Genomic DNA, 19,668 nt, shown 5'->3' on the forward strand with positions numbered 1-19,668 from the left:
GATGCATTCGCTGCCTTCCGGCCAGGTAGCTCAGTCGGTACGAGCGTCCGCCTGAAAAGCGGAAGGTCGGCGGTTCGATCCCGCCCCTGGCCACTCAAAGTTCGTGCAGTTCAGACGACTTCGTTCCAAACCTTACCGCCATTCTGAGCCGATCCGCGCCGTGCTTATAGGGCCAAGATTGGGCCAAATTTCTCCGCGGTGGATCGTCCGCCGAGGTCGACCACAGCATCGATGCCGACGGTCTCGTCGCCGTGCTGGATTGCCTCGCCTTGGTGCACGGTGCGCCGCCCTATGTGCGCTTCGACAACGGCCCGGAGTTCGTCGCGCACGCTGCGGCCGATTGGTGCCGATTCAACAAAGCCGGTTCACTTTTCATCGATCCCGGCTCGCGTGGCAGAACGCCTTCATCGAATCGTTCGACGGCCGGCTCCGTGACAACTGCTCAACTTCTGGCGGTTCGGCTCCCTGCTGGAGGCCCGCGTGATCATCGAAGACTGGCGGGCCGACAAGTCAAACGTCCTGGAGCTGCGCCAGACGCCGCTCCCGGGCGATGAGAAAGAGTGGAACGGCAACGCTGATATCGACGACGAACCCCAGCGCGACGTACACCCACAGGTAATTGACGCCGATCCTGCGTGCCTCGACAACCATGAAGACCAGCGCAGCGACGGAGACAAGTGTCAGGTCGATGGTCATGGAGCTGACCGCGTGATTCGCGAAACAGCTGGCGAGGAAGTCGACGGTGTCTCCGCCGGCCGAGAAATACGCGACGTTGTGCGCCCACGTGGCGATGAGCGCCACCAGCGCGATCGCACCGTAAAGGATGCAGAGGTTTCTTCGGGCAGCGGTCATACCCGTCAGTATTTTGTCGTGAGAGCAATTGTCAATACCTGTGAATCGGGTTGTTTCGGTGAGCGTGATTCCGATGAGGCGTTCGAGCAGTTTTGGCCTTGTGGAACACCGCGCCGCCACGAGCGAGGCGAGTAAGCGCGGGGCGTTGACGGCCCGCAAGCGTGCTCATGAGTACTCAATTACCTTGTAGGCCATGGCAATACCGGCCGCACGTGAACGCGCGGGCCCCTGGTCACTTTGGTCGGCGAGCGCACGGTCGCGAATATCGACCAATCGGGTTTGCGGCGCGCGGGTGAACCCAGAGCTCGGCCGGATATTTGTAGAAGTCCAGCAGCAACGGCGCCTCGACGATCTTCGCGACCACCCCGGGATCCGTGGCCATAGGCGATCTCGAACGCCTTAATCGCAACTTGGGCGTGCTCCATTTCGCTCACGTCCCTCACGGTCGACGAGTACCGCCATACCGAGGTGAGCCCGCGTGATCATCGAAGACTGGCGGCGCGACTTCACCGCCAACCGGCCCCACTCCGCTTATGGTGAACTCATCCCGGCCGAGTTCGCGCTGCGGTAAACCAAGGCCCATCAACAACCAAGCCCGCGTAGCGACTGGACTACCAAACGGGTCCCCCTCACTAGTAGTCGAGGCTGCGCCCGACACTGATGTCTGGTCCCCGGGGGACCGCGGGATCTACCTGGATCACGCTCGTTGCGGACCGTAAATCAGTTGTGAGGGGTCTGGAAACAGCCAGGAGCGCGAGTGCAATTGTGTGCGCAATCGTATCTATTTGATACGATTGCGCACATGGCGATCTGGGATCAGCTCGTTGAGCTTGCCGCCGAGCAGCATGGCTACGTCACAACGCGTGATGCGCGGGATATCGGGGTCGATCCCGTGCAGCTTCGCCTCCTGGCCGCGCGCGGCCGTCTAGTGCGTGCTGGTCGTGGCGTCTACCGAGTGCCAGTTCTTCCGCGTGGAGAGCACGATGATCTCGCCGCTGCGGTGGCGTGGACTTTGGGCCGAGGCGCCATCTCGCATGAGTCGGCCTTGGCGCTTCACGCTCTTGCTGATGTCAACCCTTCGCGGATTCACCTCACCGTCCCGCGTGACAACCATCCACGTGCAGCCGGGGGTGAGCTGTACCGACTTCACCGTCGCAATCTCCCGGCAGCCGACATCACGTCGGTCGACGCCATACCCGTCACAACGGTCGCTCGGACTATCAAAGACTGCCTAGACATGGGCACTGATCCATATCAGCTTCGGACTGCGATCGACCGGGCCGAAGCAGAGGGCATGCTTCGTCGTGCGCCGGCGGCTGAGTTGCGCGCCGCACTCGATGGCCCCCCTGTCAGCCCGCGCGTGCGCACCAAGGGGGCGTCGGCGTGAGCCAGCCCTATTCGTCACCACCGACGAACCTACGTTCATTGCGTGATCGGCTCACGCAAGCAGCGCAACGGCAAGGGGTGGTGTTCGGCCGATTGCAACGCCACGTCGCGATGATCGTCGTTGCACAATTCGCGGCCATGCTCACCGATGACAGCGGTGCTCCGCTGCTATTGGTCAAAGGGGGATCATCGCTAGAAATGCGGCGGGGAATCCCCGATTCGCGGACCTCCAAAGACTTCGACACCGTCGCACGACACGACATTGAAGAAGTACACGAGCAGCTCGCCGAGGCCGGCGAGGCAGGGTGGGAAGGGTTCACCGCGATCTTCACCGTCCCCGAGGAGATCGACGTTCCGGGTATGCCGGTGAAGCCACGCCGATTCACGGCCAAACTGAACTACCACGGCAAGCCATTCGCATCTGTTCCGATCGAGGTCTCGACCGTCGAGGCTGGCAATGCCGACCAGTTCGACGTCCTCACCTCGGACGCACTGGGCCTTGTCGGGGGCCCTGCGCCGGTATCCGTGCCGTGCATGACTGTTCCATGGCAAATCGCGCAAAAACTCCACGCCGTCACCGCAGTGCTTGAAGACAACAGGGTGAACGACCGCGCACACGATCTCGTGGACTTGCAACTTCTCGACTGGCTGCTGCCGTATACGGAACTCTCGTCGACGCGCAGCGCATGTATTGCCGTATTTGAAGCCCGCGCGCAGCATCCATGGCCGCCAACAGTGGCCGCGCTCTCACACTGGCCGGCTATCTATTCCGCCGCGCTGGAAGGGCTGGACCACCTTGAACTTGCAACGACAGCCGAAGAGGCGGCGGAGGTCGTGCAGCGATTTGTTGCGCGGATAGACGCAGCACGCGGCGAACTGTAAAGCGTAACGACTCCGCAACGCGCCAGTCCAGCCAGCAGCGCGTATGCACCTAAGTCATAGGGCCAAAATTTCAGAACGGGTGCTCCACCACGTCCAACACGTCCGATATGCACCTTCCTGACCAGGGCAAACGGAAAGCTGTCGGCCCTGGAACCGCCTGATAAGCGGAAGGTCGGCGGTTCGATCCCGCCCCTGGCCACCACAGAACGACATCAACGCCCTTGATCTGGCGCGGCGTCAAACCACGTAAGGCGCAATCAGAGTGGTCGCACCCAACACCACCAACCCGATCAAGAACGCGACGATCGTGAAGCCCATCACCTGACGGACATTGAGTTTCGCGATCGCGAGCAGGGGCAGCAACCAGAACGGCTGGATCATGTTCGCGACCCCCTCGCCGACGGCGACCGCCATGGATATCAACCCGAGGTAGCCCGGCGAGGTCTGACCGACCGCCCGGGCGGAGTCGATCGCGATCGGGCCCTGCACGGCCCAGTGCCCGCCGCCGGACGGCACGAACAAGCTGATGATCAACGAGCCGATGAAGGTGAAGAACGGCAGCGTGTACTGCGTCGCGCCGCTCACGAGCCCGTGGGCCAGCAGCGTTTGCAGAGGCACGGCCTTGCCGGCGGCCTGCGGGGGCGCGTAGCCGAGCAGCGCGACCAGACCGCCGTACAGCGGGTACTGCAGCAGCAGCGGACCAGACACCTTCGCCGCGCCGGTAAATGCCCGGATGAACCGGATCGGCGTGCGGTGCAGCAGCGCACTCGTGATCGTGAACAGCATGATCATCGACGAGATGTTCAGCGCAAAGCCGCTGAGCCAGAAGTAGGCAATGCCCGCGGCGAACACGAGGACGTTGAGAATCCACTGGTTTTCCAGCCATTCGGCGAACGATCGCCTGCCCTCGGCCTTGACCTCGGACTGGTCCTCGTCCTCGAACACAGCGGGATCGGGCGCAAGGCTCTGCGCCGGGTGCATGCGCCAGATCGCAAGCGCGAGCAGCGCCAGCACGACGATCACCGACAGCCAGCTGTAGGGCTGGAAGATCGTCAGCCGCAGCGGCACCGTGGTGCCAGTCATCTTGTGAATCACGTTGATTGGGCTGCCGTCGTCCGTGTTCGCCAGCGCGATCGACGACGATAGGCCCTGCGTCCAGACGATGAAACCCATGAATGCCGCCGCGATGAGATATCCGAAATGTGTGTCGGTGAAGCGCTTCGCGACCTGGCGGGCGATCAGTGCCCCGGCGACCAGCCCGAGTCCCCAGTTCAGCAGGGACAGTGCAGCGCTCACGCCAAAACACAGGAGGGCCCCTTGCACCTGGTTCCTCGGCTTGTTCGCGATGTAGACGATGGCCCGTTTCAAAACCGGTGCCTCGGCGAGCGTGTAGCCGGTCACGAGAATCAAGACCATCTGGAAGGCGAAGGTGAAGATATTCTGCGATCCCCACACGCCCCCATACCAGGCCTTGAGCATGCCGCTCGGCGAGGCGCCGTGCACGAAGAGCGCGACCAGCGCGGCGACGATGACGGTGAGGATGACCGCGAACAGGTAGGGGTCGGGCATCAGCCGTTCGACATACCGGACACAGAGCGCGGTGAAAGCCTGGATGACGCCGGGGTGTCTGGGTTTATGTTCTTCGTCTGACGCGCTTGGCTGTTCGGGCTCGGGCGCCTCGGTTACGGCCTTCGGTTCTTCGCTCGTCGTCATCGACCTGCCCTCGGGTTCTCTGGCCAGCTCGCGTTCGACCGCGCGCATTGGCTGATCGTAATGGCGGAACTGATGAGGCCTGAACATGACGGGAGATGAACTGTGCGTAGCCACCACGTTGCGATCCGGGGCTGACGGGGCGTTGGGTCGGTCCGGCAACCGTGGGATGCCGCTATTTGAGCATGCTCCCGGCGTCCACGGTGACCGGAAGCCCTGTGATGTAACGCGATTCGTCGGAGGCCAGGAACAGCACCGCGTTGCTGATGTCCACCGGTTCGACCCAGCCGACCGGCAGCACGTGCATGAACTGCGCGGCGACCTTGAGGTCGTCCGGGCCGGGGTTTTCCAGATCGGGCCGGAACAGCTTCATCGTGCCCTCGTTCATGAACATCGGCGTGTTCACGTTGGTCGGATGAACGGAATTCACCCGGATGAAGTGCTGGCCGAGTTCCACCGCGAAGGCGCGCATCAAGCCGACGACGCCATGCTTGGCGGCGATGTAGTGACCGGTGTGCGGGTAGGCCTTGAGGCCGCCGACCGAGCTGGTCAAGATGATCGATCCGCCCTGGCCCTGGGAAATCAGGTGCGGCACACCAGCTTTGACGGTCTTCCAGACACCCGACAGGTTGACGTCGATCATGTCGCGCCAGTCGTCTTCCCGTGTTTTGTCGAGAGTCTGTCCGCCGTTGCCGATTCCGGCGTTCGCGCAGATGATGTCCAGCCGGCCCAGCTGTTCGACTCCGCCGTCCACCGCCGCCTTCAGGGCGTCGTAGTCACGCACGTCGACCTCGTTGGTCACGATGCGCCGGTTGAGGCCCTTGATCAGGTCGGCCGTCTCGGCCAGGTCGTCCGGCGTCGAGGGCGGAATCTCGCTGCTGCTGCTGATCGGCGTGCAGATGTCGACCGCGATGATGTCGGCGCCCTCCTGCGCCAGCCGCACCGCGTGGCTGCGGCCCTGGCCCCGGGCGGCGCCGGTGATCAGCGCAACCTTGCCCTCAACTCTTCCGCCCATGACTGCACCTCACCGATCCGAGAGGCCGGGATGACGATGGCCCGGCGCGTCCCTGTCTGTCGACTTTGAATGTTTTGTCGATCGATCAGGAAGGGTGGCACCATTCGCCCGCGCTGTCAACCGTCCGACGGGATTTCTGGGCGCCGACGCGACGCGCCGCTCCCACTAAGCGGCCGGCCGCTCCTAGCCGCGCGGCGCCGGGGTGGCCGCGGGTGTCTTCAGCAGGCTCAGCTGGCGTTCGACGAACGCGCGTAGCTCGTCGTGCCCCTGGGTGACCCCGACGGCGCTCTCGTTGCACAGACTGCGCGCCACCTGCGCGATCAGCATCGAGATCGCCACCGGTGGATACTCATCGAGATCGATGTGGTTGGCGCGCAGCACCATCGTCACGGCCGCCGTCTCGATGTCGCGTACTCGCTCGGCGTAGGCCTTCAGCTCGGCGCCAATTGCCTTGCGGTGGTTGGCCAGTGCCATGAACTCGGCATTCAACGCCGTCACGGCGGAGTCGCTGTTCATCACCCACAGCGCTCGCAGCGGATCGTCCTCGGTCAGCAGCGCCCGCATGCGCGCCAGCGCGGTCTCGGCACCGGCCCGCAGCACCTCCACGAACAGATCGTCCATCGTCGGGAAGTAGTAATAGACCAGGGCCTGCTTGACGCCTGCCTCGGCGGCCACGCGCCGGGACGTGGCCGCGGCGTAGCCTTCCTCGCGCATGAGGCGGGCGGTGGCCTCGATCAGCTTGCCGCGCGCCCCGGCCTCGGTGCTCTTCTTGTTCTGGCGGGTCGCCGGCGGATTGGGCGCACCCGCTTTGCTTGACCGGTCTGCGCGATCCGTGGTAGGCATACCGCATCCTAACAGTTTGGTCGATCGATCAGTTTGTTAGTACACAAAGAGCCGGGATGAAGGTGACCGCCTGTTCGCAAACCGACGCCGCGGCCACCGAGGGCGCGTCGACGTCCTGCCTTGCACCGTAGGCCGGGAAAAGGAATCGAACTCATGACTGAACTCGCCGACGTCGACTACTTCACCGACGCCGACATCGCGCAAGATCCTTATGCCTACTGGGATTATCTGCGCGGCCGCGGCCCGGTGTTCCGCGAGCCGCATTACGGAGTCGTGGCCGTGACCGGGTACCAGGAGGTCCAGGCCGCTTTCAAGGACGTCGATTCGTTCTCCGCGGTCAACGCGATCGGCGGGCCGTTTCCCCCGCTGCCGTTCACCCCGGAAGGGGATGACATCAGCGACCAGATCGAAGCGCACCGCCACGAATTCCCGATCTTCGAGCACATGGTCGTCATGGACCCGCCCGAACATGAAAAGGCGCGCTCCCTGCTCGGGCGGCTGCTCACTCCGCGTCGGCTGCAGGAGAACAAGGACTACATCTGGCGGTTGGCCGACCGGCAATTCGACGAGTTCATCGCCAACGGTCAGTGTGAGTTCCTCGGCGAGTACGCGAAGCCGTTCGCCACGCTGGCGATCGCCGATCTGCTCGGGGTGCCCGACGGGGACCGCCCGGAGATTCGCCGCAATCTCGGCGGCGGTAACGCGCCGGGCGCCAGGGTGGGCGCGCTCGATCACGAACCGGTGGGCAGCAACCCGTTGCAGTACCTCGACGACCTGTTCAGCGGCTACATCGCCGACCGGCGGGAACGCCCGCGCGAAGACGTGCTGACCGGCCTGGCGACCGCCACCTACCCCGATGGCTCGACCCCACCGCTACTGGAGGTCGTCCGACCGGCCACCTTCCTGTTCGCGGCCGGCCAGGAGACCGTGACCAAGCTGCTGAGCGCCGCGGTTCAGGTTCTCGGTGACCAGCCCGACCTGCAGGCGCGGTTGCGGGCCGACCGAAGCCTGGTCGGCTCGTTCGTCGAAGAGGCGCTGCGCATGCAGAGCCCGACCAAGGTCGACTTCCGGCTGGCTCGCAAGACCACCACCCTGGGTCCAGTGCGGATCGCGGCCGGCACGGTCATCATGCTGTGCCTGGGAGCGGCCAACCGTGATCCGCGAAAGTTCGAGAATCCGAATGAGTTTCAGGTCGATCGGAAGAATGTTCGTGAGCACATCGCCTTCGGACGCGGAATACACACCTGCGCAGGCGCACCGCTTGCGCGCGTGGAAGGCCAGGTGACCATCAACCGGCTCCTGGACCGCACGCGCGAGATCCGGATCAGCGACGCCAAGCACGGCGTGGTGCTCAACCGGGAGTACCGCTACGAGCCCACCTTCCTGCTGCGCGGGCTCAAGGAGCTGTACATCGAGTTCGCCCAGGCCGACTGACGGGCGTTAGTCCTGTGCCGCAAGGCCTTTGACCTGTCGGTAGTAGATGATGTTGCCGCCGCCGGCCCAGTTTCCTTCGGGGATTTCGTGGATCAACGTCCATACGTGGAACGCTCGTTGGCCCTGTGGGTCGATTCCCGCCGCGGCGCACACCGCAGCGTGCACGTCGGCGGCCAGCTGCTCTTTGGGCTCCTTGGACAGCGCACCTTCGAACACCGTCAGGTCGATCCTGAACCGGGCGGCACCCGGGCCGCGGCCGCCCACCGAAAGCTCGGTGGGGTCCTTGGCGTGCAGGTAGACCCAGGTGTTGTCGCGCAAAAACGGTGTGTCCGGGGCGCGTTCGGCCCGCAGCAACACGGTGACCAATTCGTCTGCCAATCGGCTCAGTGCTTCCTCGTCCACCGAGCCGCGCACGAAGGTCAGGTCGATCATCGGCATTGCGGCACCCTCCTCACAGCTTCCCCAAGCCCCGAACGACCTTGATGTAGGGCATGGTTGCGGACGCGCTCTTGCCCAGACTCGGTTGAATCGCATCGGCATTGCCCACGACGAGGTAACGCAGGCCGTGTTCGCGAGACTCCGCGATCTGTCCGATCACGTCGTCGGGTGTTCCCACCGCAAAGAGCTCATGACACCCACGCCGAATTTCGCCATCGCCGCCGCTCCTTCGCGAACCGCCGACTCAGAGACTAGCCGGTCGGCTACCCGACCATAATTGATGGTCACCAGTGCAGCAATGATTCTGGCCCGACGCGTCTACATTTCAGCGATCGTCGACGTCCTCGACGCAGCCGTCAGCGGTGCGTGGGGGCCTTTGCCTGACCTGTGCAGCGGCAACGCCGACGCCGCCTGCAATCGGATCGAGCGGTCGCGACTGTGACGCTTTGCGCCTGGCTAGCTGCCAGTGGCACGTTCACGCTGCTGGTGTGCGGCCCGCAGGATCGAGTCTGCGGCTATGAATGCAGGTTTAACGCGGTCAGCAACCGCAATGGGTAGGTTTGCCGCACGGCGCAGCACCATCAGGGCCAATGCGCTGTGGGTCGCGTAGGAGACGACGAGCAGGTTGGCGCAGGCCTGCGCGCCGCTGACCGTCATGACGTGCTGGCGTTTGCCTTCCCATCCCGGCCAGTTGAGATCGGGTGGTCGTTGGAGCGACGACCAATTCACGTTGATGGCTGTAACGCCTCCGAGCAGCGGATTCAGGACCGAAACAAGCTCGGGCAATTCGTTGGTGATGCGATCTGCGCGCGGCCACCATGCACCGTCGATGTGGCGGCCGAGTTCGCGAGCCACCGATAACCGGATGGGATTGGCTTGGCGTCGGCTCCCGATCGCGTAGCTCATCGGAAGTACCCCTGTTGGCAAGTCGCGCCCCCGATAGCCGGGCCTGCATCACCCATGGGCGGTTCCTTCGCGCTCGGTGTCGTCGGGCCCGCGGACGCGGGATAGACGGAGGAATCACATTGCCCGTGGGTGTCGTCCGCGCCGACGGCGCGGTGGACCACCGCTGACAACGAACGGCTCGCCTTCGACGCTACGCCCCCAGTGGGCGACCGGGACGGTCGGGTACGCAACGAGAGCGCGCAGGCACGGCGCGGCCTTGCCCATCGGCTTGATGGCGATTCCAAAGTCCTTGTGCCGCAAGGGGTGAATGGGCGATGCTCGCCATCTTCCCACCTGGATCGGGATTGCGGGTAGGGTGACGGCAACAGTGAGGGCGTATTTACATGGCAATAGAGAACTGGTGCGACGCGATCGAGATCCATCCGTCGCAGATCCGGGTCGGTGACATCATCGGCACGCGGCGTCCCACCGAACTGCGTTTGACCGTCAAGATGATCAGTGGCCCGCAGAACGGGCCGCGGCAGTGGACATTTTTCAGCCGAGACGACAACGGCCAGCAGCGAACCAGTACGTTCGGCGAAGACGAATTAGTCCGCAGGTACGCCAAAGCTTCCTGACATCGTGCGGCGTAGCTCCTCGTTGGGGCACCTTCCGAGCGCTCTCAAGCGGACTACGGTCGCCGTGTCTCCGAACGGAGAGCATCGGCATCGGGTCGGTCCGAAAACGTCGGGTGCTCGACCGGTTTCCCGGAGGATTCGCCCGAAGCGACGTGCTTCGGTGCCTCGGGATGAGAAAACAGGTTCGATGTGTCGATGGGGCTGTCCTTCCGGATGGGGAGTCGGCCGATACGCACTGCTAACTTACGGTCGGACGACGATCGAATCGCACGGAGATGTCATTGGTAATTCGTTCACGATTCGCGGTTGACCGCCAGAGAGCGGTTCATCTCCACTGTACAGGCAGTCGGCACCGTGCCCGCTGTGGTCGGTCACGCGGTGCTCTACACGGTTGCGCACCCCGAAAAAGCGGTTCTGGGGCGCACTAGGCTGCACCACAGGCGTAGCGGCTGTTCAAGCCGCTGTGGCGCTGAATTAGTCAGCACCACAACGGTTTCAAGACATTAGGCCGTCCCGTGCTACTCTGAGCCCGCATGGATGTGTTTGGTACATCCGCTTTTGAATGAGAGAAGTAAGTAAATGGCACAGGGAACTGTGAAGTGGTTCAACGGTGAAAAGGGCTTCGGCTTCATCACCCCTGACGAAGGCACGAAAGACCTCTTCGTCCACTACTCCGAAATCCAGGGAAACGGCTATCGTTCGCTCGAGGAGAACCAGCGTGTTCAGTTCGAGGTTGAGCAAGGCGCCAAAGGACCCCAGGCGGTAGGCGTCACTGCCGTCTAAGAACTTCACATACATCACGGTGGGGCTGGTGCGAATGCTTCGTACCGGTCCCACCGGTGTATTCGGGCGCCGTGGTGTCCACGGCTTTGGGCCGCAGCCGGGTCGCTGATCCCGTTTGCGACATCATCCGGTACTTAACCCCCCCCCGGATCGATGAACCCGGATAATGACCGCATGCGTCTCGCGCTGGTGCTGCGGTTGGCGATCGCGTTGGCGCTCGTCTCGGTAACCGGAACACGCATCGCGCACGCCGGCCCCGACGTGCCGCCGGTCAGCGACGCCGCGCGAGCGGCGGGATTCGTCGACATCCGCACGGTCGTTCCGGACGCGGTGCTCGACCTGCGCTACGCGACGACGAACAACTTCACTCACACCCAGCTGTATCCTTCCGACGCGAGATGCCTTGTGCACCAATCGATGGCCCCCGGCCTCGCCGCCGCTGCCGGTGCGTTGCGCCCGCAGGGTCACCTGCTGGTGTTCTGGGACTGCTATCGGCCGCACGACGTTCAGGTCAGGATGTTCAACGTGGTTCCCAACCCGGCCTGGGTGGCACGGCCGGGCGCGTACGCCCGCAGCCATGAGTCGGGACGATCGGTCGACGTAACGTTCACCAACGTGCAACCACAGTGCCCGCCCGAGCGTCATGCGGGCGGGCTCTGCCTGGCCGATATGGGCACCGATTTCGACGATTTCTCGCCGCGCGCAACGGCATTCGCGACGCAGGGCGTCAGCGCCGACGCTCAGGCGAACCGGGCGCAGTTGCGGGACGCAATGAAGTACGGCGGGTTGTCGCCCTACTCCGGCGAATGGTGGCACTTCGACGGCCCGGGGGCCGGCGTCGACCGTCCGATTCTCAACGTCCCCGTCGACTAACATCTCATATACTGAGATAAAAGTTCCATATTATGACCCGGCGTCGGTAAGCTTGCGGCATGAACGACCGGGCCAGTTACACGCACGGACATCACGAGTCGGTGCTGCGCAGTCATCAGCGCCGCACCGCCCAGGATTCCGCGGCGTACCTGCTAGGGGACCTGAAGCCGGGACTGTCCGTGCTCGACGTCGGTTGCGGGCCCGGCACCATCACCGCCGATCTGGCCGCTCTGGTCGCACCCGGTTCGGTGACCGCCGTCGACCAGGCGACCGACGTGCTCAGCGTTGCCCGAAGCGAGGTCGAGAAGCGCAATCTGTCCAACGTCTCGTTCGCGACCGCAGACACCCACCACCTCGACTTTCCCGACGGCACCTTCGATGTCGTCCACGCGCATCAGGTGTTGCAGCACGTCGCCGATCCGGTGGCCGCCCTGCGCGAGATGCGGCGCGTGTGTGTGCCGGGCGGCATCGTGGCGGCTCGCGACGCCGACTACGCGGGATTCATCTGGTATCCGGAGCTTCCGGCGCTCGACATGTGGCGAGACCTCTACCAACGCGTCGCGCGCGCCAACAGCGGCGAACCGGACGCGGGCCGGCGACTGCTGTCCTGGGCGATGCAGGCGGGATTCGACGACATCACGCCCACGGGCAGCCTGTGGTGTTATGCCACGCCCGCGACGCGCGACTGGTGGGGCGGAATGTGGGCCGACCGCATCCTGCACTCAACCGTGGCGCATGACCTGGTGAGCCTCGGCCTGGCGACCACCGCCCAGCTCGAGGAGATCTCCGCCGGGTGGCGAGAATGGGCCGCCACCCCGGATGGCTGGATCGCCATCCCGCACGGCGAAATCATCTGCCGCCCATAGGCCTTCAGTCCAGGAAGAGGTCCTGGATGGGCTGGTCGCCGCCGCCGTAGCGGGACAGGTCCGCGACGCCGGCGGAGCGCAGCACGTCGGCGTCGATGTAGCAGTGCCCGGTGGTTTCCCGGCTGGGCCGCGAGATGATCTCTACGGCGGCGTCGGCCATGATCTCGGGACTGCGCGACGACTCGGCCAACTTGTCCCCATCGGCCATGTTCGCCACTGCGGCGGTGGCGATATACGTCTGCGGCCAAAGGCAATTCACGCCGATCCCAGCTCTCCCGGGTTGGAAGGCGAATTCCGCCGCCCAGCCCAGCGACAGCAGCGTCATGCCGTACTTGGACAGCGTGTAGGCGGGGTGGGCGCCCAGCCAGCGGGGGTTCATGTTCACCGGTGGCGAGATGGTCAGCACGTGCGGGTTGGCGGACTTCTCCAGATGTGGCACGCACGCTTTGGTCAGCAGGAAGGTGCCGCGCAGGTTGATCTCCTGCATCAGGTCGTACTTCTTGGCCGACAGCGCGGCGGTCGGTTCCACCGCAATGGCGCTGGCGTTGTTGACGCAGACGTCGACGCCGCCGAACCGCTCCACCGCCGCATCGACCACGCGTTGCACGTCCTCCTCGCGACGCACGTCGCCGACGACCGCCAGCGCCTTACCGCCGGCGGCCTCGACCTCCGCGGCGGCGGTATGCACCGTTCCGGGCAGGCGCGGATGGGGAATGTCAGTCTTGGCCAGGAGCACCACGTTGGCGCCCTGCCTGGCCGCGCCGATGCCGATCGCGAGCCCGATTCCGCGGCTGCCACCGGAGATGACGACGGTGCGATCGACGAGCGAACCGTTAGGCATTGAGCCTCCTTTTACCTGGTCAAGCATGTGGTATTGGCATTCTCTTTTTTTGCAAGTACGTTATTCACCGATGGATAATACGGCCCACACTCCGTCTGGCATCCCGCTGCAGCCCGTATACGGGCCGGCGGACGTAAGCGCGGAGCCTTCGCAGCCGGGGGAGTTCCCCTTCACCCGGGGTAACTTCGCGTCCGGCTACCGCGGCAAGCTCTGGACCTTCCGGCAGTACTCCGGATTCGGCACCGCCGAGGAATCGAATCGTCGTTACCGCTACCTGCTGGAGCAGGGTGGCACCGGGCTGTCGGTGGCGCTCGACCTGCCCACCCAGTGCGGCTACGACTCCGACGACCCCGAGTTCGGCGAGGAGGTCGGCCGGGTCGGCGTCGCGGTGGACACCCTGGCCGACTTCGAGATCCTGTTCGACGGCATCCCGTTGGACAAGCTGAGCACGAGCATGACGATCAACGGGACGGCGGCGATCCTGCTGGCGTTTTACGTCGCCGCCGCCGAGAAGAAGGGGATCCCGCGGGCCAAGCTCACCGGGACGATCCAGAACGACATCCTCAAGGAGTACGCCTCGCGGGGAACCTGGATCTGGCCGCCGGAGCCGTCGCTGCGACTGATCGCCGACACCATCGAGTTCTGCGCGGCCGAGGTTCCCCGGTTCAACGCGATTTCGGTGGCGGGAGCGCACTTCCGCGATGCCGGGGCCAACGCGGTCCAGGAGATGGCGTTCACGCTGGCCGACGGGGTGACCTACTGCGACACCGTCGTCGAGCGCGGCCGCATGACGATCGACCAGTTCGCACCGCAGATCTCGTTCTTCTTCTACACCCACGGAGACTTCTTCGAGGAGATCGCCAAATACCGTGCGGGGCGCCGCCGTTGGGCGACGATCGTGCAGGAGCGTTACGGGGCGACGACGGCCAAGGCGGCGATGTTCCGGTTCGGCTGCGTCTGCGGTGGCGCGTCGCTGTACGCGCCGCAGGCCCACAACAACATCGTCCGGGTGGCCTACGAGGCGATGGCCGCGGTGCTGGGCGGTGTGCAGTCGATGTTCACCGCGGCCTGGGACGAGCCGTTCGCCCTGCCCACCGAGGAGACCACCACACTGGCGCTGCGCACCCAGCAGATCCTGGCGCACGAGACGGGCGTGGCCAGCGTCGCCGACCCGCTGGGCGGCTCATACTTCGTGGAGGCGCTGACCGATGCCACCGAGGCCCGCATCATCGAGATCATGTCCGACCTCGAGCGGCACGGCGGAATGGTCCAGGCCATCGAGGATGGTTACCTGCAGGGCCTGATCGCCGACGAAGCCTTCAACTTGCATCGGGACGTCGAAGCCGGCACCCGCCCGGTCGTCGGGGTCAACCGGTTCGTCACCGAGGAGCCGGCACACGATGTCGTCACCTACGAGCTCGATGCCGAAGGACGTGATCTGCAGCTCAAGCGGCTGTCCAAGGTCAAGGCCGAAAGAGATTCGGCCGCAGTGAAATCCAGCCTTGCGGCGCTGTCGCGCGCCGCCGAGGGAGACGACAACCTGATGCACAAGTTGATCGACTGCGCCAACGCCTACTGCACGGTCGGGGAAATGGTCTCCGCGCTCAAGGCAGTGTGGGGCGAATTCCAGCAACCGGTGGTGTTTTAAATGGCCGTGCGCGTTCTCGTTGCCAAACCCGGCTTGGACGGACATGACCGCGGCGCCAAAATCGTCGCCCGCACCCTGCGTGACGCCGGGTTCGAGGTCATCTACACCGGCATCCGGCAGCGTATCGAGGACATCGCCTCGATCGCGGTGCAGGAAGATGTCGCGGTGGTCGGCCTGAGCATTCTGTCCGGTGCCCATCTGGCGCTCACCGCGCGCACCGTGGAAGCGTTGCGCGCCGCGGACGCCGCCGACATCGCCGTCGTTGTGGGGGGCACCATCCCCCATGCCGACGTCCCCAAGCTGCTTTCCGCCGGTGCCGCCGCGGTATTCCCCACCGGGACACCGCTGGACGACCTGGTGCGCGACATCCGCGCACTGACCGGAACTCCCGAACCCGCCACGGAGGAACCATGCGCGTCGGAGTAATGATCGGCGCCGAGCGGGGCGACATGGCCCGCAAGGTGGACAAGCTGGCCTCCGACATCGAATGGGCCGAATCCGCGGGTCTGGACACCGCGTGGATGCCGCAGGTACCCAACGACTTCGACTGCCTGACCATGGTGTCGCTGATGGCCGCGCACAGCTCGCGCATCGAGCTGGGTACCGCGGTGGTGCCGCTGCAGGCCCAGCACCCGATCGCCCTTGCCCGCCAGGCGCTCTCGACCCATGCCGTGGCCGGTGGACGGCTGGCGCTGGGTGTCGGCCCGTCGCACCATTGGATCGTCCGGGACATGCTCGGCTTGCCGTACGAGAAGCCGGCCGCCTACACCCGTGACTATCTTCAGGTGCTCAACGCCGCCATCGCCGGCCCGGGATCGGTTGACGTCGAAAATGATTCGTTCACGGTGCACAATCCGCTGGCGATCGGGGCCGATACCCCGATGCCGGTCCTGGTCGCCGCACTAGGACCGGTGATGCTGCAGATCGCCGGCGAACTCGCCGACGGGACCGTGCTGTGGATGGCCGATGAGCGCGCGATCGGCGATCACATCGCGCCGAAGATCACCAAGGCCGCCGCGGACGCGGGGCGCCCGGCACCGCGGATCGTTGCGGGCATCCCGGTATGCCTCTGCGCGCCCGAGCGAGTCGACGAGGCCAAGGAGCGGGCCAACCGCATCCTGGGGGAAGCCGAAGTGTCACCCAACTATCAGCGCCTGCTCGACCGCGGCGACGCCCGCGACGTCGGTGACCTGTGCGCCGTCGGCGACGAAAAGGCGATCCTGGCCCGGATGCGTCGGTTCGCCGACGCCGGTGTGACGGACCTGTCGGTGCGGCTGCTGCCCATCGGTGACAACCGTGATGAGCTGGTGGCTTCCAAGCGCCGCACCCGCGAGATGATCGCCTCACTCGCGGCGGAATTGCGTTGACTCCGAACAGCACCGGACCGCTGGCCGGGATTCGCATCCTCGAGGTCGGGACCATGCTGGCGGGCCCGTACGCGACCATGCTGCTGGCCGATCTCGGTGCCGAGGTCACCAAGATCGAACCCGCCGGCGGCGAGATCTCCCGCAGCGTCGGCGCCACCTACTTCGCCAGTCTTAATCGCAACAAGTCCAGCATCACGCTGGACCTGAATTCCGATGCGGGACAACAGCGATTAGGCGAGCTGGTCGCCGATTCTCACGCGCTGCTGGTGAACCTGAAGCCGTCGGCCATCCGCCGGCTGGGTCTGACCTACGACACGTTGCGGCGGCACAACGAGCGGATCGTCTGCGTCGCGATCACCGGCTTCGGTCTGTACGGCGGCGACGACCCGGCCTTCGACTACGTGGTGCAGGCGGGCGTCGGCACGGCCGCCTTGACCGGCGACCCCGACGGCCCGCCGACGTTGCCCGGGTACTCGTCGGCCGACAACTCGACCGGAATGACCGCGGCGCTGGGGCTTTTGGCCAAGGTCATCTCCGGCACCGGCGGCCAGGTGGATGTGTCGCTGCGCGACGTCATGCTGTCCCAGCTGAACTACCACGCCGCCGCTTATCTCAACGGCGGCGTCGAGCCGCAGCGCCGCCCACACGGGGCGCACTCCTATTACGTTCCAGCTCAGCTCTTTCCAACCGCCGACGGGTATCTGGCGCTGTTCATCACCCATGACGGCTTCTGGAAGTCGTTCGCCGCCGAAGCGGGCATCGGGGGTTTTGAAACGATGGCCGAGCGGGTCGCCCGCCGCGACGAAGTGCTGACCATCGTCACGGCGATGCTGGCCACCGACAGCGCCGTCGGATGGGAACGGCGACTGCGTCCGCTGGGTGTTCCGGCGGCCGCTGTCCGGACCCTGCCCGAGGCGCTCGAGGCGACCCCGGAAGTGATTGTGACAGCGGGCGAGTTCCGTTTGGTGGGCAGCCCGATCCACGTCTCCGGGTACCAGCCCGAGTACCGGCCGCCGCCGGAGCTACCGCAGGGATAGACGCCCGCCGAGCGTGACACCAGCCTCATGCTTGAGCTCGAGTGTGCGGCCAGCCGCACGTTCGGACTCGACTGTGCGGCCAGCCGCACACTCGCGGGTTAGACCACCTAACGCGCGACGGCGGCTTGCTTTTCCTGATAGCGGCGCGCCCACTCGGCGCGCGACCGGATGGACACGTCCACGTCACTTCCCTTGGCGCGCAAAGCCTTGACATTCGCCTGCTCGCGAGGGGTCCGGGCGAACGGGTCCCAACCGAAGAACCGGCAGGCGTTGCCCCAGGTGATCTTGTTGATGTCGGAATCGTCGGCGCCGGCGGCGGTCAACTCGGCGAGCACCTGCTCGGGCGCGTCCGGCCAGAAGCAGTCGGAGTGCGGGTAGTCGCATTCCCAGGCGATGATGTCGATGCCGATCTCGTGGCGCAGCTTCAGCGACGTCTTGTCGGTGACGTAGCAGGCCAGCGAGTGTTCACGAAAGACGTCGCTGGGCAGTTTGTCGCCGAAGTCGCGGCGCAGCCACTTCTGGTTGGTGTAATGGCGGTCGCTGCGGTCCAGGTAGAACGGGATCCAGCCGATACCGCCTTCGGAGAAGGCGAATTTCAGATCCGGATAGTTGCGCATCGCGGGGCCCCACAGCAGATCCTGGGCGCACATCGCCGAAACCTGGGTCGCCAGAATGATCAGGTTGTCGATCGGCGCGTTGGGCGCCATGCTGATCGCCCCGAAGCCGGTGCCGATGTGCAGGCACATCACCACGTTCTGTTCGGACAACGTGCGGAACACCGGGCCCCAGTAGTCCTCGTCGTGGTAGCTCGGAAGTCCTTCCAGGTGCGGCAATTCCGGCATGGTGACCGCCCGGCAGCCCTTCGCGGCGATGCGGCGGATCTCGGCGCACATGCCCTCGGGGGTCCAGGTCGGCAGGATCGCGATCGGGATGAACCGATCCGGGTAGGAGCCGGCCCACTCGTCGATGTGCCAGTCGTTGTAGGCCGACACCATCACCAGCGTGACGTCCTCGCGCGTCATGTTGAGGTGCCGGGCCGAAAAGCCGGTGAACGTCGGGAAGCACATTGACGCCAGGATGCCGTTGCGGTTCATGTCCCGGACGCGTTCGTGGACGTCATAGACGCCGGGCCTCATCTCGGCGAAACCTGCTGGGTCACGCCCCCATTCCTCGGCCGGCCAGGACACCACGGCGTTGAGCCCGCTCACGCCCTGCGGCCTGCCCTGGTACATCCACTGGTCGACGCCCTTGTCGTCCGTGACGACGATCGGGGCCTCGTCCTTGTACTTGGCGGGCACATGCCGGAGGAACATGTCCGGCGGCTCGACGACGTGGTCGTCAATGCTGACCAAGATCAGGTCATCGACCTTCATCATGCAGTCCTCTCCGCCGCAGCGACCCGAGCGAACTCGCTCAGCCGCCGCATTCCGTGGTGGTCTCGAGCAGCCGTGGAATCGGCGCCGGGTCCAGTTGCAGGGCATCGGACATGTGCAGCTGTGGCCCGTTGGCGATCATGTTGTCCAGAATCGCCTGTAGGTCGTCGCCCTCGATCTCGTAGATGGCGACGTAGGGTCCGTCGCCGTTGACCGGCCGCAGTCGGCGTGCCGACACGATTCCGTCCAGGGCCACGAGCTCACCCAGGTGCACCTCGTCGTACCAGGTGTTGTACTCCTGCTCGCGCTCGGGCGAGCTGGGTCGGCTCTCCACGAGGATGATGCCCTTGGCCATCTTGGAAACCTCTCCTGGCTGCTACTCGTAGCGCACCGTGACCGAGTCCGTGTCCGGAACGCCCTGGCACGTCAGAATGTAGCCCTCGGCGACCTCGTCGGGTTCGAGAGCGTCGTTGACCCGCATGGTGGCGTGGCCCTCCTCGAGCTTGGCCATGCACGTACCGCAGTTGCCGGCCTCGCAACTGAACGGCGGTTCCAGCCCGGCCCGCCGCGCCGTCTCCAGCAGAGTCTCGCCTGGGACTATGGGCACCGAGACTTTCTTGCGGTCCAGATGAATCGTCACCGTGCCGGCGCCGGGGCCGTTTGTTGCCGGATCTGTCACCCCTGGGGTCTCCTCGATGATCCGGGTGACCGTCACTGAGACCGCCCCCTCTCCCGTATTTGCATTCTTCAGTATAGAGAATACTATTCTCACGAAGCGATAGCATCTTCTCGAGACT

22 protein-coding genes, 2 tRNA genes and 2 pseudogenes are annotated in these 19,668 nt (G+C 65.0%); 14 read left to right on the forward strand and 12 right to left on the reverse strand.

Annotated elements, in window-relative coordinates:
- Window positions 1-19 precede the first annotated feature (19 nt).
- Both A5688_RS07130 and A5688_RS26750 read left to right on the forward strand, forming a co-directional pair.
- Window positions 20-93: transfer RNA gene (locus A5688_RS07130), tRNA-Phe, on the forward strand.
- 116 nt (window positions 94-209) lie between these two features.
- A pseudogene (locus tag A5688_RS26750) lies at window positions 210-507 on the forward strand (integrase core domain-containing protein); the annotation flags it as partial.
- Window positions 508-510: 3 nt separating this feature from the next.
- Here the strand turns inward: A5688_RS26750 and A5688_RS07135 are convergent.
- Together A5688_RS07135 and A5688_RS28060 are read right to left on the reverse strand one after the other, a co-directional pair.
- Window positions 511-852, reverse strand: a complete 342-nt coding sequence (locus A5688_RS07135) for a DUF2834 domain-containing protein (RefSeq protein ID WP_067829286.1) — start codon at window positions 850-852, stop codon at window positions 511-513.
- Between the two features lie 31 nt (window positions 853-883).
- Window positions 884-1,295, reverse strand: a pseudogene (locus tag A5688_RS28060) (hypothetical protein); the annotation flags it as partial.
- A gap of 320 nt (window positions 1,296-1,615) precedes the next feature.
- Between A5688_RS28060 and A5688_RS07140 the strand changes: the two are divergent.
- From A5688_RS07140 to A5688_RS07150, 3 genes are all read left to right on the forward strand, one after another.
- On the forward strand, window positions 1,616-2,239 hold the full coding sequence (locus A5688_RS07140) for a type IV toxin-antitoxin system AbiEi family antitoxin domain-containing protein (protein ID WP_067829614.1): 624 nt from the start codon (window positions 1,616-1,618) through the stop codon (window positions 2,237-2,239).
- Window positions 2,236-3,120 carry a nucleotidyl transferase AbiEii/AbiGii toxin family protein gene (locus A5688_RS07145; RefSeq protein ID WP_067909965.1) on the forward strand — a complete coding sequence of 295 codons (885 nt, stop codon included), beginning with the start codon at window positions 2,236-2,238 and terminating at the stop codon, window positions 3,118-3,120. The genes A5688_RS07140 and A5688_RS07145 overlap by 4 nt, the downstream gene beginning before the upstream one ends.
- 119 nt (window positions 3,121-3,239) lie before the next feature.
- Window positions 3,240-3,322 (forward strand) — tRNA-Ser (locus tag A5688_RS07150).
- Between the two features lie 35 nt (window positions 3,323-3,357).
- On the opposite strand, the gene A5688_RS07155 is transcribed toward A5688_RS07150, so the two are convergent.
- The 3 genes from A5688_RS07155 to A5688_RS07165 all read right to left on the reverse strand — a co-directional run bounded on the left by A5688_RS07155 (window position 3,358) and on the right by A5688_RS07165 (window position 6,583).
- Complete coding sequence (locus A5688_RS07155; protein WP_067829611.1) at window positions 3,358-4,734, reverse strand: TIGR00366 family protein; 1,377 nt, start codon at window positions 4,732-4,734, stop codon at window positions 3,358-3,360.
- Between the two features lie 271 nt (window positions 4,735-5,005).
- Window positions 5,006-5,845 carry a mycofactocin-coupled SDR family oxidoreductase gene (locus tag A5688_RS07160; RefSeq protein ID WP_067909962.1) on the reverse strand — a complete coding sequence of 280 codons (840 nt, stop codon included), beginning with the start codon at window positions 5,843-5,845 and terminating at the stop codon, window positions 5,006-5,008.
- Between the two features lie 183 nt (window positions 5,846-6,028).
- Entirely contained in the window at window positions 6,029-6,583 is a 555-nt protein-coding gene (locus A5688_RS07165) for a TetR/AcrR family transcriptional regulator (RefSeq protein ID WP_067829607.1), read from the reverse strand.
- Window positions 6,584-6,841: 258 nt separating this feature from the next.
- On the opposite strand from A5688_RS07165, the gene A5688_RS07170 reads away from it, so the two are divergent.
- Entirely contained in the window at window positions 6,842-8,122 is a 1,281-nt protein-coding gene (locus A5688_RS07170) for a cytochrome P450 (RefSeq protein ID WP_067909960.1), read from the forward strand.
- Between the two features lie 6 nt (window positions 8,123-8,128).
- Here A5688_RS07170 and A5688_RS07175 read toward each other — a convergent pair whose 3' ends face one another.
- From A5688_RS07175 to A5688_RS07180, 3 genes are all read right to left on the reverse strand, one after another.
- A complete protein-coding gene (locus A5688_RS07175; protein WP_067829273.1) occupies window positions 8,129-8,560 on the reverse strand; it encodes a tautomerase family protein in 432 nt (143 codons plus the stop codon).
- A 13-nt stretch (window positions 8,561-8,573) separates the two neighbouring features.
- Window positions 8,574-8,738: a hypothetical protein gene (locus A5688_RS27675; RefSeq protein WP_165606884.1), complete on the reverse strand. Its 165-nt coding sequence runs from the start codon at window positions 8,736-8,738 to the stop codon at window positions 8,574-8,576.
- A gap of 278 nt (window positions 8,739-9,016) precedes the next feature.
- Window positions 9,017-9,454, reverse strand: a complete 438-nt coding sequence (locus A5688_RS07180) for a DUF5994 family protein (protein ID WP_120312247.1) — start codon at window positions 9,452-9,454, stop codon at window positions 9,017-9,019.
- Between the two features lie 395 nt (window positions 9,455-9,849).
- On the opposite strand from A5688_RS07180, the gene A5688_RS07185 reads away from it, so the two are divergent.
- The 4 genes from A5688_RS07185 (at window position 9,850) to A5688_RS07200 (ending at window position 12,605) form a co-directional block, all read left to right on the forward strand.
- Window positions 9,850-10,083 carry a hypothetical protein gene (locus A5688_RS07185; protein ID WP_067829267.1) on the forward strand — a complete coding sequence of 78 codons (234 nt, stop codon included), beginning with the start codon at window positions 9,850-9,852 and terminating at the stop codon, window positions 10,081-10,083.
- Between the two features lie 579 nt (window positions 10,084-10,662).
- On the forward strand, window positions 10,663-10,866 hold the full coding sequence (locus A5688_RS07190) for a cold-shock protein (protein WP_067829263.1): 204 nt from the start codon (window positions 10,663-10,665) through the stop codon (window positions 10,864-10,866).
- A gap of 174 nt (window positions 10,867-11,040) precedes the next feature.
- Window positions 11,041-11,739 carry a M15 family metallopeptidase gene (locus A5688_RS07195; protein ID WP_067829260.1) on the forward strand — a complete coding sequence of 233 codons (699 nt, stop codon included), beginning with the start codon at window positions 11,041-11,043 and terminating at the stop codon, window positions 11,737-11,739.
- Window positions 11,740-11,798: 59 nt separating this feature from the next.
- Complete coding sequence (locus tag A5688_RS07200; protein ID WP_067909957.1) at window positions 11,799-12,605, forward strand: methyltransferase domain-containing protein; 807 nt, start codon at window positions 11,799-11,801, stop codon at window positions 12,603-12,605.
- A gap of 4 nt (window positions 12,606-12,609) precedes the next feature.
- Here A5688_RS07200 and A5688_RS07205 read toward each other — a convergent pair whose 3' ends face one another.
- Window positions 12,610-13,446, reverse strand: coding sequence for an SDR family oxidoreductase (locus A5688_RS07205; protein WP_067909955.1), 837 nt, complete (start codon window positions 13,444-13,446; stop codon window positions 12,610-12,612).
- Between the two features lie 70 nt (window positions 13,447-13,516).
- On the opposite strand from A5688_RS07205, the gene A5688_RS07210 reads away from it, so the two are divergent.
- Genes A5688_RS07210 through A5688_RS07225 form a run of 4 tightly spaced genes read left to right on the forward strand, consistent with a single transcriptional unit; the run spans window position 13,517 to window position 17,498 of the window.
- Window positions 13,517-15,094 carry a methylmalonyl-CoA mutase family protein gene (locus A5688_RS07210; protein ID WP_067909952.1) on the forward strand — a complete coding sequence of 526 codons (1,578 nt, stop codon included), beginning with the start codon at window positions 13,517-13,519 and terminating at the stop codon, window positions 15,092-15,094.
- Window positions 15,095-15,520, forward strand: coding sequence for a cobalamin-dependent protein (locus A5688_RS07215; protein WP_067829247.1), 426 nt, complete (start codon window positions 15,095-15,097; stop codon window positions 15,518-15,520).
- Window positions 15,505-16,461 carry an LLM class F420-dependent oxidoreductase gene (locus tag A5688_RS07220; RefSeq protein ID WP_067909949.1) on the forward strand — a complete coding sequence of 319 codons (957 nt, stop codon included), beginning with the start codon at window positions 15,505-15,507 and terminating at the stop codon, window positions 16,459-16,461. The genes A5688_RS07215 and A5688_RS07220 overlap by 16 nt, the downstream gene beginning before the upstream one ends.
- Complete coding sequence (locus A5688_RS07225; protein ID WP_067909946.1) at window positions 16,458-17,498, forward strand: CaiB/BaiF CoA transferase family protein; 1,041 nt, start codon at window positions 16,458-16,460, stop codon at window positions 17,496-17,498. Before A5688_RS07220 ends, A5688_RS07225 begins: the two co-directional genes overlap by 4 nt.
- A 107-nt stretch (window positions 17,499-17,605) precedes the next feature.
- Here the strand turns inward: A5688_RS07225 and A5688_RS07230 are convergent, their stop codons facing one another.
- Genes A5688_RS07230 through A5688_RS07240 form a run of 3 tightly spaced genes read right to left on the reverse strand, consistent with a single transcriptional unit; the run spans window position 17,606 to window position 19,586 of the window.
- On the reverse strand, window positions 17,606-18,871 hold the full coding sequence (locus A5688_RS07230) for an amidohydrolase family protein (protein WP_067910001.1): 1,266 nt from the start codon (window positions 18,869-18,871) through the stop codon (window positions 17,606-17,608).
- 40 nt (window positions 18,872-18,911) lie between these two features.
- Complete coding sequence (locus A5688_RS07235; protein ID WP_067909943.1) at window positions 18,912-19,226, reverse strand: DUF4286 family protein; 315 nt, start codon at window positions 19,224-19,226, stop codon at window positions 18,912-18,914.
- A gap of 21 nt (window positions 19,227-19,247) precedes the next feature.
- Window positions 19,248-19,586: a 2Fe-2S iron-sulfur cluster-binding protein gene (locus tag A5688_RS07240; protein ID WP_067829236.1), complete on the reverse strand. Its 339-nt coding sequence runs from the start codon at window positions 19,584-19,586 to the stop codon at window positions 19,248-19,250.
- Window positions 19,587-19,668: the final 82 nt, after the last annotated feature.

It is taken from the genome of Mycobacterium mantenii (genome assembly GCF_001667865.1).
GTDB lineage: Bacteria > Actinomycetota > Actinomycetes > Mycobacteriales > Mycobacteriaceae > Mycobacterium > Mycobacterium mantenii_A.